Source organism: Paenisporosarcina sp. P5_A11 (assembly GCF_056400705.1).
Genome location: NZ_JBFUKT010000079.1, coordinates 1 through 13,861 on the forward strand (window position 1 = coordinate 1; position 13,861 = coordinate 13,861).

Annotated in this window: 14 protein-coding genes and 1 pseudogene; 3 read left to right on the plus strand and 12 right to left on the minus strand. The window is 37.2% G+C overall.

The window, feature by feature from the left end; translation table 11 throughout:
- The first annotated feature begins 212 nt into the window (after positions 1-212).
- Positions 213-1,817 carry an SWIM zinc finger family protein gene (locus AC1DOS_RS11870; protein WP_477537664.1) on the plus strand — a complete coding sequence of 535 codons (1,605 nt, stop codon included), beginning with the start codon at positions 213-215 and terminating at the stop codon, positions 1,815-1,817.
- Positions 1,818-1,950: 133 nt separating this feature from the next.
- Here AC1DOS_RS11870 and AC1DOS_RS11875 read toward each other — a convergent pair whose 3' ends face one another.
- The 4 genes from AC1DOS_RS11875 to AC1DOS_RS11890 form a co-directional block, all read right to left on the minus strand.
- Complete coding sequence (locus tag AC1DOS_RS11875; protein ID WP_477537665.1) at positions 1,951-3,603, minus strand: b(o/a)3-type cytochrome-c oxidase subunit 1; 1,653 nt, start codon at positions 3,601-3,603, stop codon at positions 1,951-1,953.
- A gap of 2 nt (positions 3,604-3,605) precedes the next feature.
- A complete protein-coding gene (locus AC1DOS_RS11880) occupies positions 3,606-4,073 on the minus strand; it encodes a cytochrome c oxidase subunit II (RefSeq protein WP_477537666.1) in 468 nt (155 codons plus the stop codon).
- 15 nt (positions 4,074-4,088) lie between these two features.
- Positions 4,089-4,211: a cytochrome C oxidase subunit II gene (locus AC1DOS_RS11885; RefSeq protein WP_108586690.1), complete on the minus strand. Its 123-nt coding sequence runs from the start codon at positions 4,209-4,211 to the stop codon at positions 4,089-4,091.
- Between the two features lie 259 nt (positions 4,212-4,470).
- Positions 4,471-5,163, minus strand: a complete 693-nt coding sequence (locus AC1DOS_RS11890) for a Crp/Fnr family transcriptional regulator (RefSeq protein ID WP_477537667.1) — start codon at positions 5,161-5,163, stop codon at positions 4,471-4,473.
- Between the two features lie 157 nt (positions 5,164-5,320).
- Between AC1DOS_RS11890 and rluF the strand changes: the two genes are divergently transcribed.
- Together rluF and AC1DOS_RS11900 are read left to right on the plus strand one after the other, a co-directional pair.
- Positions 5,321-6,025: a 23S rRNA pseudouridine(2604) synthase RluF gene (rluF, locus tag AC1DOS_RS11895; RefSeq protein WP_477537668.1), complete on the plus strand. Its 705-nt coding sequence runs from the start codon at positions 5,321-5,323 to the stop codon at positions 6,023-6,025.
- 107 nt (positions 6,026-6,132) lie between these two features.
- Positions 6,133-6,273, plus strand: coding sequence for a hypothetical protein (locus AC1DOS_RS11900; protein WP_477537676.1), 141 nt, complete (start codon positions 6,133-6,135; stop codon positions 6,271-6,273).
- Between the two features lie 403 nt (positions 6,274-6,676).
- Here the strand turns inward: AC1DOS_RS11900 and AC1DOS_RS11905 are convergent, their stop codons facing one another.
- The 8 genes and pseudogenes from AC1DOS_RS11905 to AC1DOS_RS11940 all read right to left on the minus strand — a co-directional run.
- Positions 6,677-7,018: a hypothetical protein gene (locus AC1DOS_RS11905; protein ID WP_477537669.1), complete on the minus strand. Its 342-nt coding sequence runs from the start codon at positions 7,016-7,018 to the stop codon at positions 6,677-6,679.
- Positions 7,019-7,040: 22 nt separating this feature from the next.
- Positions 7,041-7,274 (minus strand): hypothetical protein, encoded by a 234-nt coding sequence (locus tag AC1DOS_RS11910; protein ID WP_477537670.1) that lies wholly within the window; start codon positions 7,272-7,274, stop codon positions 7,041-7,043.
- A gap of 215 nt (positions 7,275-7,489) precedes the next feature.
- On the minus strand, positions 7,490-8,008 hold the full coding sequence (locus AC1DOS_RS11915) for a cupin domain-containing protein (RefSeq protein ID WP_477537671.1): 519 nt from the start codon (positions 8,006-8,008) through the stop codon (positions 7,490-7,492).
- A gap of 770 nt (positions 8,009-8,778) precedes the next feature.
- Positions 8,779-9,957: an MFS transporter gene (locus AC1DOS_RS11920; protein ID WP_477537672.1), complete on the minus strand. Its 1,179-nt coding sequence runs from the start codon at positions 9,955-9,957 to the stop codon at positions 8,779-8,781.
- A 663-nt stretch (positions 9,958-10,620) separates the two neighbouring features.
- Positions 10,621-11,343 (minus strand): amino acid ABC transporter ATP-binding protein, encoded by a 723-nt coding sequence (locus AC1DOS_RS11925; protein WP_477537673.1) that lies wholly within the window; start codon positions 11,341-11,343, stop codon positions 10,621-10,623.
- 15 nt (positions 11,344-11,358) lie between these two features.
- Positions 11,359-11,949: pseudogene (locus tag AC1DOS_RS11930) on the minus strand (amino acid ABC transporter permease).
- Between the two features lie 385 nt (positions 11,950-12,334).
- Complete coding sequence (locus AC1DOS_RS11935; RefSeq protein WP_477537674.1) at positions 12,335-12,910, minus strand: 3D domain-containing protein; 576 nt, start codon at positions 12,908-12,910, stop codon at positions 12,335-12,337.
- Between the two features lie 160 nt (positions 12,911-13,070).
- Positions 13,071-13,861: NAD(P)/FAD-dependent oxidoreductase (locus AC1DOS_RS11940; RefSeq protein WP_477537675.1), on the minus strand; the 791-nt coding region annotated here is incomplete at its 5' end.

Here is a 13,861-nt window from a genome sequence, read left to right on the forward strand (position 1 = left end):
CTCAAGTTCCTCCTATTTGTACAAGTAGTAATTTCCATTGTATGCGCTTTATTCTATTAAAATGATAGAATCCTAAACTTTGGAAATCCTTCTATTTTATATTGTCAGATTACATCGAAAATTACAATATATTTGTTGTTAGAATATGCTAATAGGTTTGTTGGCAGAAATTAAATAATCGTTTAAGGTAATTATAGAGAGGAGGTGTGATTTTGAACCTTATCGACTTAAATCAATCGGTGCCATCCTATATTTTCAAACGTGGTAAATCTTATTTTCAAAATGGGCAAGTCCAACATATAAAGCTAAGTAAAAGCAATACTTCTACTTTTCACGCAGAAGTGTTGGGGACAGAGCTATATTTAGTTCAGCTGGAAGTGAATGATCAACATGACATTCTTTCCTCCAACTGTGACTGTCCATATACAATAACAGATTTTTGYAAACATCAAGTTGCACTGTGTCTGGCTATTCTTGATACTGTTACCGCTCTTCCGACTCAAGCTGAATCAAAGGTATCCTCTATCCACATAGTTCGTTACGAAGATGTGCTGGATAACAATGAACTGAGCCAATCCAAAATCATTGTCCAGTCTTCAATTAATTGTGCTAAACAGAGGGGATTTATTACTTACAGTCAGTCATTTATGGCACTCCATGGAGCAGAAAAGTTAATACTTCTTATTGATCAGTACATCGAAACGAGTCGTTATCAGATGGCCGTTAAGACAGGACTTCAAACGTTGCAACCCGTCGTCAAAGCACTACAGTTCACCGACGATTCATCTGGGAATTTTGGTGATGTGATTCAACAATTGCAATCTCAAATTCACTATGCAATTTCCAATGGCGTCTTCTCATGGTCAAGTCAAGAGAAGACCTCGATGCTTAAACAAATTATAAAAGCTTCTGAAAATAAAATTTACACGGATTGGTCCGATTGGAAATTCGAATTGCTTAGGGCTGGGATGACGCTATGTGAAGATGAGAAATTGTTCAACTTAATGTCACTTCATTTGCAATTTCTTGAAACTTTTATCCAATTCGAATCCGGCTATAGGAGCAGATATGAGCTCAGTCAATTGAAAATTCTCCAATTCAACTTGTTGATCATTCGACAAGATGATCAAGCTATTGAAAAATTTTTACAAAACAATAGACATCTAGATGACATTAAAGAAATAGCCATTGAACGGGCCATTGCTTTACAGAATTTGGACGATGCTATGGATATCGCATTAGCAGGTGAATTCGAGCAATCTGAATATCCAGGATTGGTAAATAAATGGCGAATTCACCAATATAAGTTGCATAAAATGCAAAATCACTTGGCACATCAGAAAGAACTTGCTTTTCAACTAGTTTCACATGGTAATATCGAATTTTTCAACGATTTAAAAGAGCTTTATAGCCTAGACGAATGGCCTGATGTGCTTGATAAACTTTTATCAATCTTGAACTCCAAACATCAGTACTCAGTAGTGTATACAACCATTTTGAAACAAGAGAATTTATTTAGCCAGCTGCTTCACTATTGTCAGGTGAATTTGTATAATCTACCTGAACACGTACAATGGCTTAAGGCAGAGTATCCGCAAGAAACAAAAGAATTGTACCTTCTATGGTTGTATGAAAAAGCAAGTAGTGCATCCAACCGCTCGAATTATCGTCAAGTATGTCGGGAAATCAAGGCGTTTAAGAAATTGTTCGGCGATGAGGTCACCGCATTACTAGTGGATACCTTACAAAAAAAATATCCTTTGCGCACTGCATTCCTAGATGAGCTCGATAAAATGAACACTAAAAAAGGTTTGTAGCGAAAACTCTCGCCACAAACCTTTTTTGTTTCAATTATTCATCTAAACTATTTAAATCAATTATCATACCCGTCACCAAAGTAATGACGACGAATAAACAAATTAACATTAAGATTACCATTTTACTCAACTCCTACCATGTTTTAAAACCTTCTGAACCTGGAGGTGCATGGTGAATCATACCGCTTAACGGAATCGCATATGCGATGATAATGAGGACGAAGGCGATACCAATCCAAATCCACCAGTTTTCCAAGAATTTCGGTGTGTTCTCAACATCACTTTCAGCCATTGGGAAGTCAACAAAATCTCTTTCCTTAACGGCTTTTGGAGAAATGAACATGGTCATAACAACAATATATATTAGTATCATTGCTGATAAAAATAATATACTTCCGCCGATTGCCATGGTTACATGATTGCTTAAAATTCCATCAAACCATTCCATTGCGGATGGGTGATTATTGTAACCAGAATACGCAGTACGTCTTGGTGCGCCAAGCAAACCTAAAATGTGCTGTGATGTCGACATTAACAACATCCCGATAGCCCATGTAATAATTTGGATGAACCCTAATTTTTGCATAGATTTTGAAAATTTACGACCCGTTAAATAAGGAATGATCCAGAATGTCAGCCCCATAAATGTCATAGCTACAGGTGTTCCGACTGTAATGTGGAAATGTCCAACGATCCATAATGTATTGTGAACTATCTCATTTAATTGGAAACTAGCATTAATAATCCCGCCCGCTCCACCAGGGATGAAGAACGCCATCGCTACAAATATGGATGTAAAACGCACATCTTTCCAAGGAAGTTTTGTAAACCATCCGAAAAGTCCTTTGCCGCCTTTTTTACGACCTGCAATTTCAAAAGTTGCAAACATCGAGAATGCAGTCATCAATGATGGAATGATTACCATAAACGTTAAAACAACTTGAAGGAATTTCCAAAAATTAGAGATCCCAGGTTCAGTTAACTGATGGTGGAATCCAACTGGGATAGAAAAGAGAATAAATAATACAAATGATAAACGTGCAAGCGAATCACTAAATACTTTTGTTCCAATTAACTTCGGTACAATGACATACCATGCCATGTATGCAGGTAGTAGCCAGAAATATACCAAAGGATGCCCGAAATACCAGAATAATGAGCGACTTAACTCAACATTTATCGTATCAACCCATCCAAATGCCCAAGGAATGAATTGGAATAATACAGTTGCCACAACGCCTAAACACGCTATAATCCACATGACAATTGTCGCAATCGTCATGAATGCAAATAATGGACTTAATTGACCTTTATGCTTTTTACGCCAAACCATATAGTGACCAACTAACGCAAAACTATTAATCCATGTACCTACTACGAATAAAGCAAGACCTACGTAATACCAACCACTCGCTTTCAATGGAGCATAGAACGTATATAAAACCGAAGCTTCTCCCGAAACAATCATGGCGGTAGCTAATACGGTTCCTATTGTTGTTACCAGAAAACCAATCCAAGAGAAAAGATAGACTTTCGGACCGAAACTTCCAAGACTTTTACTCATACCTGTAATAAAGAAACCAAAAATAAAGAATGTAGTAAAAATAAGTGCAAGCAGCACGCCATGTGCCGTTAATATTTGATAATAATCTAACCAACTCGGTAATTTGAGTGCATCATTTCGAATAAATACTTGTAATAATCCGCATAACGTACCAATTAAGAAGGCGATGTATGCTACTCCAATATTCCATAATGCTAACTTACGATCTCTTATAGCAATCATGACTAGTACACCTCAATTTCTGTAGACATTAAGTGGTGGCCAGATCCGCAATATTCATTACAAAGAATTAAATACTTTCCGGGTTTGTCGAATGTGTATGACTTAGTTGTAATTTGACCAGGGACGACCATCATGTTGACTTTTGTGTTATCAATTGTAAAACTATGAACGACATCTGTACTTGTTAGTTTAAAAATGATTTCTTTTCCAACCGGAACTTTTAAATCTGGAGCAGTGTAACCAAACGCCATTGCTACAATTGCCACTTGGTAAGTGTCATCATTTATTTGGGTGACGCTTGGCTTGTCAAACGGCGCGGTTTCATTTACTTTCTTCGGATCAATTGTCGTCATTCCCCCAGCCGGTGTATGACCATGAGAAAATGCACTAACTCCTACGATACTTAAAAATACAACTAGTGAAACGAGTCCAAATATGAGCCAAATTTTTTCGTACTTATGTAAATGCATTGTAATCCTCTCCTTTTATCTTGCTACGTACATTAAATAAACAGCTAACCACATGACGATGATAAGAATTCCAACGATAAAAACACTAACCAATGTTCCTTTTAAATTTACTTCTGGATTGTGTTTTGGTTTGCTCACTTATTCTCACTCCTTAAATGTAATTAGGTTACGTTCAGCGTAATGCATTCTCCTTTTAAACACTGTGACTTTTATCACACTTGGAGATTTATTAACAAAGAATTCACCTATTTGTCGATAAATATATATTTGCTTTTCTTTCAGCTACGCTCTGGATTTATTCAGCTTTGTCACCCGGATATCCACACAACCGTGTCCATTTGGTTTCACCTGATTTTTCCCACAAAAAAAGGCCACCCTATTATGGGTAACCATTTAATCAGTCAATTCTACAAAAGGCTATCGGGCAGTCTTCGCATTTTATTTCATTCTTTAAGTGAGCTAAATCATGAATGATGATTTTGCCTTCCGACATAGAAATATGGCCTTCTTTTTTTAATTCACCTAGCAAACGGTTGACTACTTCCCTAGCCATACCACAAAAGTTTGCGAGCTCTTGATTCGTGAATAATTGATCGATGAGAATGCCATTTGCATGCTCAACTCCATAACTATTGGACATTCGAATTAGCGTAGAATACAGTGCTCCTCTTTTCCCATGCAAAAGGAGGTCACGGAATCGAGTTTGTGTTTTCTGGTGATTGAGCCCCATCCATTTCATCAAGGTAATCGCTAACTCTGGTTTATAAGGGAGTGCATCTTCTATTGCTTCGGCGGTGATTTTGACGCATTGTACTGTTTCAAGTGCCTTGGCATCCAACATGTATTTTGCGGTCGGTGAAAAAAGAGTAATTTCTCCCACGAGCTGATGCGGACCACAAATCCGAAGCGTTAGTTCCCTGCCATCTGGCGTTACTTTACCAATTTGAACTTTGCCAGACTGTACAAGATAAATACCTTTGATTGTATCTCCTTCTCTAAACAAGTAAGCATTTTTCTCGTATTCTTTTATCGTATGTTGAATCGTTAGCAATTCCTTCAAATCAGATGACAATTCATTTATATTGCTCATTTCGTTCCCTCCTTTTCTTCATGGATGTCCGAATGATTATTATAGTAAGATTAACATAATTTAATCTTAGACTGCATTGATGTTGCGAACTCCTTCAAATACTTATCACCACGCATTTTGCGTTATAATAGAGGTATTAAATAAAGCAGGTGATGATATGCGTATTAATAAATTTCTAAGTGAAGCTGGCATTGTCTCAAGACGCGGTGCTGATAAATGGATTGAAGATGGACGGATTACAATTAACGGAGTAAAAGCAGAACTAGGAAGTAAAGTAGCACCTGGTGACAATGTGCGTGCGGATGGAAACCCGGTAAAACATGAAGATCCATATGTTTATATCGCTCTCAACAAACCAGTTGGAATAACGAGTACAACGGAACGTCATATAAAAGGAAATATTGTGGATTATATTAATCATCCACTCCGCATTTTCCATATTGGTCGATTAGATAAAGACTCTCACGGGCTTATTTTATTAACAAATGATGGGGATATTGTGAATGAAATTTTGCGAGCTGAAAATGAGCATGAAAAGGAATATATCGTTAAAGTAAACCAACCAATTACAGAAGATTTTATTAAAGACATGTCCGAAGGTGTAGAAATTTTAGATACGAAGACGTTACCTTGTAAGGTAGAGCAACTCTCAACTCATATCTTTAAAATCACCTTAACGCAAGGATTAAATCGTCAAATACGCCGCATGTGTTCTGCACTTGGTTATGAAATTAAGAGCTTGCAACGAGTTCGTATTATGAATATTCAAGTTGATGGCTTACCTGTCGGAGAATGGCGTGATTTATCTAACTCTGAGTTAGACGTATTATTTAAAAAGCTTAACTATACGCCCAAAAGGTAATAGAGTATTAGGAGACGATAACATGTTATCAATTACTCATACTGAAAATTTTTACAGGCGCACTAATTAGTGGAGACTTTTGGGATTTAGATGAAATTAACCATGCTATTTATACAATCATTGGCGATGAAAATATGTATTATGACTGGGAAGGTTTGAGTAAACGCATACTAAGCGTCCTTTTTGAATTTAAGAATGCCTCGAAAGCGAACCGTCATGTCAGATTTCATGTCAAAAGAACAACATGATTAAAGTCTAGGAATGATTGCTTTAAAACTGGCTATTCAAGACAAAGACTACCGTCTATTTCGAAATCAAGTCCTCAGATCTGCCAATGAAACGAAAAGTGACATTCATGATTTATCGATTACAAAGGACAATCCTTAAGAAATTGAATGGTAATAAAAAGCGCCTCAAGAGTACAAACATATAAAAACAAACGATAAGGGACTACAAACCTAACTTGTTGGGGTCCCTTATTTTCATAGTTATGTCAAATAACCTGACCCGTAAGCCCAATTAGAAATAAATTTTCACTCCGCTTCATATACCAACCATTCGGAGATTTTCCCACCCATTTTATTGTATAACGCAAAGATGGCTCCACTTTCTGTTTAACTTTGCCGAAAACAACCTAAAAAGCGAACCTACTCAGTAGGATCGCTTTTTCATCATCATGACATCTTCAGTTTGCTCGGTAAAACCTAGTCTCTCTAATGAATCTTTTAGAGGTAAATGTGATGAGGCAATACTGACTAATTTTACGTCTCTTTTTTTACATTTTCCAATGACTATCTCGACCATATTAGAAAAGTTCTGTAGGTTTGGATGACAAGCTACAGCTAGTATTTCCGCATATCTTGTATCTTGTCGAATCGTCACTCCGACATACCCTCCGCCAGCAAATGCTATAGAGAAATCGAAATCAACTGAACCGTAGTATTCACGCATCATGGCAAATTGTTCATCAGATGTATCATCATATTTTTTCACATTTGTCTTCCAGACGTCAAAATCAAAACTTTAACTTTTTGCCAAGACTGCTTGCAAGTAAAGCTGAACGTCTTGTAACAGTAAATCCTTTTGATAAGAAATACTCAATTTGTTGTGTCCAGTCACTTCTAAATCGCTGGGCAAACATCTTTGCTCCAAATGTTTCGCTTACAGCGAAATCATAGATCCGATTGTAAAGTTCATCTTGAACCTTCCCTTCATACCCTGATATTACCCACGGATAACCTAATGACACGAACTCACTACTCCCCGTGAAGCTCATATAACCGATGAGTTGATCACCGTCAAAAGCAAAACATCTGGACTTTGGGCGAAATTGTTGCTGTTCAATAAATTGATTTGGTCACAATGTTGTCTTCCAAGCAAAAGGAAGCTTTTTGGTGGCTGTAATCCAGAAGTTGATTTGACTTTGTAAGTCTTCAGGTCCCTCATAAAAACGATAGGTAATCGTCATAGGTGAGTTTCTCCAACTATTTTTTGATAAGCCATTTTTCCAATCATTTCTTTATGTTGAGGATATGATTTTACCAGTTCCTCTTGTGTAAACAATTCGAAGTCTTCGAAATCAAATCCTGGAGAAACCATACATCCTACAAGTGAAAATGACCCTTCTTGATCAACTGACGTCCCGAAAATAGCTCCTTTTGGAACAAGTACTTGTGGTGATTCCCCTTTTTCGAAATTCAACCCTAATTGATGTGCCTTATACTCCCCATTAGGATGAATCACATGAACAGTTAATGAACTCCCATCATGAAAAAACCATAATTCATCTGATTGCAGCCGATGTAAATGGGAAACCTCTTCACTCTTTAAACAAAAGTAGATTGTCGTATAGAGGTTTCTGATTTTATTCTCTGAAGTATTCATTTTTTCTTCCGAATAAAAACTGCGTGTAAAGTGTCCACCTTCTGGGTGTGGTTCCATGTTTAAATGGTCTATGTAGTAAGCAGCGTCCCGATTTTTCAAATTGAAACCTCCTTCTATTTAAACTTATCTTCCACTATATAAGAGTAGGATTCAATGCTATCCGACAAAATGTGCCACGTGAAACATTTTTATGCTAAAATGTGACAATATATTTGACTTCGAAAAGAAGTTTTACGTGCTTCAGATGTGAGGTATGGACTTGGGAGATCATACGGAGAATCGATATTTCAAATTTTCTCAATTACTAAGACGACTTTTGTAACGATATTAAGTTGATTTTTGTTTGACAACATTCGATTAAGAGAAGATGATTTTTTTCGTTATTAAAGTCATTAGGTCTTGCCCATACATCTTGGAAGATTTGTTGTAAGATTTCCTCACAGATAGCATTTTCAGCAACAGTTCGGTACGAAATTTTCCACAAAAGCAAATAGTAGCGATCATATTACTCCACAAAAGACTGTTGTTCCTGKTTTCACAGTCTGATAATCAAACGCTCATCTGTAGTCATCTTGTCACACTCCTCTTCCTCAAGTTACCCGACAAAAATTTAACGAAACATTTGAATGTGCTAATTCTAGTTTTTTTTATATGTTTGAAACTTTGCATGGAAAATGTTGTCTTTCTCAAGAGGAATGGTGCCCTTCTCCAAGCGAATGGTTGAAAACTCATGATAAGTGGTCGGAAACCTAATTTGAATAGTCGAAAATCCACGGTGAGTGGTCGGAAACTCAAGTTGAATGGTCGAAAATCCAATCTATAATAAAAAAAGACTTGAGTGAGACACCTCAAGTCCTTTAGCATGTTAATTATTTTGAATATATTAATGTTTTTTTCTGTATTACCGTAAAAAATCCAGTGCCTAACATTATTAAAGCCGACAAATAAAAGGCGCTCGTAATCCCATATGTTTCAGCGATCCAACCAAAAAGAAACGTCGCAATGCCGAAAGCTCCCATTACTAAAACAGATTGAACGGAAAATACATGGCCTAGTTGTTCGGTTTCCGTATGTGTTTGCAAAATAGTTAATTGAGCAATCAGTTGTATTTGACCAAATATACCAAGAAAAAGCGAGATAACTAGAGCCACAACTGCTGCATGAGGGTAAATAAACCACACCGTTAAAAGACTCGTGACAAAACAACCAACCATTATCATATGTTGACCAGAAATTTTTAAGAGTTTCGCAAATAAGTAACCACCAATAATAAATCCACCTGAATAAAAGGCGTTAATGTATCCCCACCAAGCTTCGTTTTTATCAAGGACTTCGTCGACGTACACATATAAAATGGAGGAAATCCATACGGCACCTGCAAATGCTGTTAACATATCTAAAATAAGTACATTGCGAATGGATTTATTAGAAAAACTATACCTCCATCCTCCTGAAAGTTGTTCCTTCAAAGAGGGTATTTCTTTTCTCACAAATATGATGGACTTAATTCCATATGTCAGTAACCATCCTAATATATATAAAACTATTGTTACTAAAATAAGCAACCCACCATCAAATTGAGCTACAAAAAAAGCTCCTAGGGGCCAGCTAACTAAGTTCACAGTGTTATCTGATATGGCTACTAAACTATTGGCTTGTGGCAATGCAGATTTACCTACTAATTCAGGAAGCATGGCTTGTCTGGTTGGAGTTGACCAACCATCTAAAAAGGCAATGATACTGACTAGCAATAGAATCCACAAGATGGCTTCGTCTTTAAGTAAAAAGACCGCACTTAGTACAACGATTTTACTAAACATCGAAAACAATAAGATTCGACGCAATGGAAAGCGATGCAAAAGGAGCGGTGTTAAAAAACTCCCAATCAAACGTGAAAACGTAATCGTCAACGGAATGAGCGTTAGTGTTAATACAGAACCACTGGATAAATAAACAAGTTGAATAAGCCCTACAATGTACAAGACATCCCCTGCGTTTGCTATCATTTGGCTAACCCAGAGAAAATAAAAAGAACGACGATCGTTCATGTTACACACCCCTTCACTCTATTCAGTTCATAAGATATAAAGAGGAATGATTACACTCGTTTCGTCCTTTCTTTCATTTAGGTTTAATTAAACCTTATTGTAAGGTAACAAAAACCCATCTGCAATAAATGATTTGAAAAGCCGTTTCCAAACCCTCTTAATCCGCATTTATTAATAGATATAGACTGGAGGTGAATTTATTATGTATCGTCATATGAAACATTCAAAATGTCAATGCTMGAATAATCAACCTATTGCGTATCCTGCGGCTCAACCCAATGCGTATCCTGCTGCTCAACCTAATGCGCGCCCTGCTGTCCAACCTATCGCACAGCCAGGTATTCCACCAATTGTCTGCCCACCTTTGTGCCGTTATACGGACTCTTATGTCAAACGGGAAGTTCCTTATATTCAACCTTTGATTACATGTAACAGACAACACATTATCGATGTACCTAGAACTTATTACAAAGAAATCACTCAAAATGTTGTTGTTCCGCCGACACGCATGCCTTATGGACGTAGATATTAAAAACTTCCTTTTGTTCATTTTATTTTTAGACTATTCCCTTTATAATAGCCACATTGTAAAATGAATTTCCTCTCAAATGATTCACAAAAAACCCCAATGTCAGTTATCAACTGACATTGGGGTTTTCTATGTTAGTCAACTAACTTAATAAATTGCTTCGTTCGTTCATGACTTGGATTTTCAAAGAATGTAACTGGATCCGCAGACTCAATGATTCGTCCTTCGTCCAACATGATTACTCGATCCGCTACTTCACGTGCGAATTTCATTTCATGCGTCACCACAACCATTGTCATGCCCTCTTGTGCGAGTTGTTGCATGACGCTTAGGACTTCTCCTACAAGCTCAGGATCAAGTGCTGATGTTGGTTCATCAAACAAAAGCACTTTAGGTTCCATCGCTAGTGAACGAGCAATTGCAACACGCTGTTTTTGTCCACCAGACAATTTGCTTGGATATACATCCGCTTTGTCAGACAAACCTACTTTTTCAAGTAAGCCTTTTGCCAATGCAACAGCGTCTTCTTTTTTCATTTTCTTTACAGTCATTGGTGCTTCAATAACATTTTCAAGCACTGTCATATGCGGGAAAAGGTTGAAATGTTGAAATACCATACCTACTTCGGCACGGATATTTGATAATTTATGTTTCTTGGAATCCACTACTTGTCCATCCACTTCAATGGTCCCTTTATTGATACGTTCAAGAAAATTAAAACAACGTAAAAGCGTACTTTTACCGGATCCACTGACCCCGACCAGGACGACCACTTCCGAAGGAGCGACTTCCAGATCAATGCCTTTCAACACTTCCAAATCGCCGAACGATTTATGGATATTTGTTCCTTTTAACATATGATCCCCTCCTTCTTATTTGTCGACATTAAGTTTATTTTCATACAGTTTCAGTAAATAGGTAAAGATCATAACCAAGACCAGGTAGTAAACCCCAACCACTAGAAATGTTTCCAGGGATTGACGGGACTGTGCTGCTTCTCGGTTAGCCATAGCGAATAGTTCTGGCACGCTGATGATATAGAAATGATGAGTCTTTCAACGTGATGATGAATTGATTGCCAAGGGGGGAATTGAGCGGTTCAATGCCTGAGGGAAAATGATGCGACGCATGCTTTGAGCCCTGGTCATCCCAAGGGAGCTACTCGCTTCACGTTGTCCACGATCAATTCCTTGGATGGAGCCACGGAATATTTCCGCAATGTATGCACCATTATGAATAGCTAGTGCAATGGCTCGTGCCCAAAAACCAGAAAGTACAATTAGTTGAGTAATCCCGAAATACAAGAACATGATTTGTACAATCAAAGGTGTACCTCGAATGATGATAATATAGAGATTAGCAATTGTTTGCAAAATTTTTGAGCGTGATATTTTCATCAGTGCAAAAGCCAATCCCAAGATCGTCCCTAAGATAAGTGCGACAGCCGTGATTTTCAAGGTCATGAGCGTCGCTTCAAGGAAGCCGATTAATCGAACTTTTTAACAATTTAATCATAACTATATGCAGGTTTTCCTGCAAGTTACTGTAACATTTACGCAATAATTGATAAAATTGTGTTCAAAATATAATTTCGGCTGAAAATATGGTAGTTCACGGTTCAAAACGGAGTAGAAGCCGAAATGGCATCTCCTGCTGCTTGTCTCTGTTGTAGATAGAGATTTGTCATGTCTTATGCGCGCATTCGTGTCGTCTATGAGCGGTTTTTTGTCTACTATGAGCGGATCTTTGTCGACTATGAGCGAAACTATAAAAAACAGCCTCAAAGTTTATTCTTATCTTTCAAAAAAGCCCACTTACCAAATTAGGTAAGTGGGCTTTCGTTATAATTTATCGTAAGATTTTAATTTTCACTGTTTTACGTCCCCATTTTAAAGCACTTGAATGGTTTGGCATAAAGACATCAATTTTATTTCCTTTTATCGCACTACCAGTATCACCAGCGATGGCATATCCGTAACCTTCTACATATACTTTTGTGCCAAGTTTAATTACGCTTGGATCAACAGCAATTACTTTTAAGTTTGGATTCTTTCTTAAATTGATTCCTGTTTTCGTAATGCCTGAACAACCGCGACAATAAGCAGTGTATGCTGTGGTAGATACCATCAATTCTTTGACCACTTTGTCATTAGATCGAGATACTGATTTTTTAGCGGATTTTTTAGAAACTTTTTTTACTGTAGCTTTACCTTTTAATTGAAGTTTTTGTTTCGGTTTAATTAAATCTGACTTTAAATGGTTTATAGATTTAATAGTTGAGACAGAGACATGGTACTGTTTTGATATTTTATATAATGTGTCACCATTTTTAACTGTGTGGACAGAAGCAGCGGCTTCCGAGTCATTAGCAAATGCGACGAGGAAAATTAGTACGAAACTTAACACGAAACTGAATTTTTTCAAGTTGTTTTCTCCTTTATTTCTCGTTTGTAGAAATAAAAATAACACTTAAACATTACAGTTCCGTGACAAAACATAAGATTTTTCTTTACAATTTGGGGTTTTTTATATTACGCGATAGAAATAAGTACCATTTTAAGAAAGCGAAGGAAGCTAAAAAAGCTTATTTTTCACTTCCTAATATGCCTTCATGTATTAATTCGACATTAACAGCCATTGCCGTTTTCACTCCACATGCAGCAGCGATAATCAATTGAGCAGGATACACATTTGATGCTTCTCCCGCGACAAAAAGTCCTGTTATCTTGGTTTTTCCCACTTCATCAGAGTGATGGCCCCCCGTTTCGTTTAATTTAACTCCTAGCAAGGTCCCAAGATCAGATGCTTGTACGAGTTCAGGTGTGACGAATCCTCCTACTCTTTCAATCACGAGACCATTTTCAAGTTCAACTTTTTGTAGCATTCCATCCTTACCAGTGAGGAGACGTATCCTACTCGTCTCTACTCTTATGTCGAGTTTTTTCATTTTTTTCTCATGGCTTATTGTTAGTTCTTTTCCATTTGTGAAGATCACTAAATCTAGCGACCAGTTCCGCACTATTTCTGCTGTATGGAACGTATAATCAACCTCACCAAATAAAGCTAAAGGTTTATCTCTAAGTTCCCAACCATCACAATATGGGCAGTTAAAAATACTTTTCCCATAAAAGTTTCGTAAGTTTGGTATATTCGGGAATTTCTCTTTCACACCGGTTGCAAGAATTACTTTTTTCGTCGCCCATTCTCTCCCCATTTCTGTTTTGATAGTAAATCCATCAGCTTTTTTTATAATTTCAACGACTTTATCTTCCAACGTGGAAATCGATGGGTATTGACTGAATTCTTGATGGGCAAAATCTCGAAATTCTGATGGTGTAATTCCATCTCGTGTCACGAATCCGTGAGATGTAAATG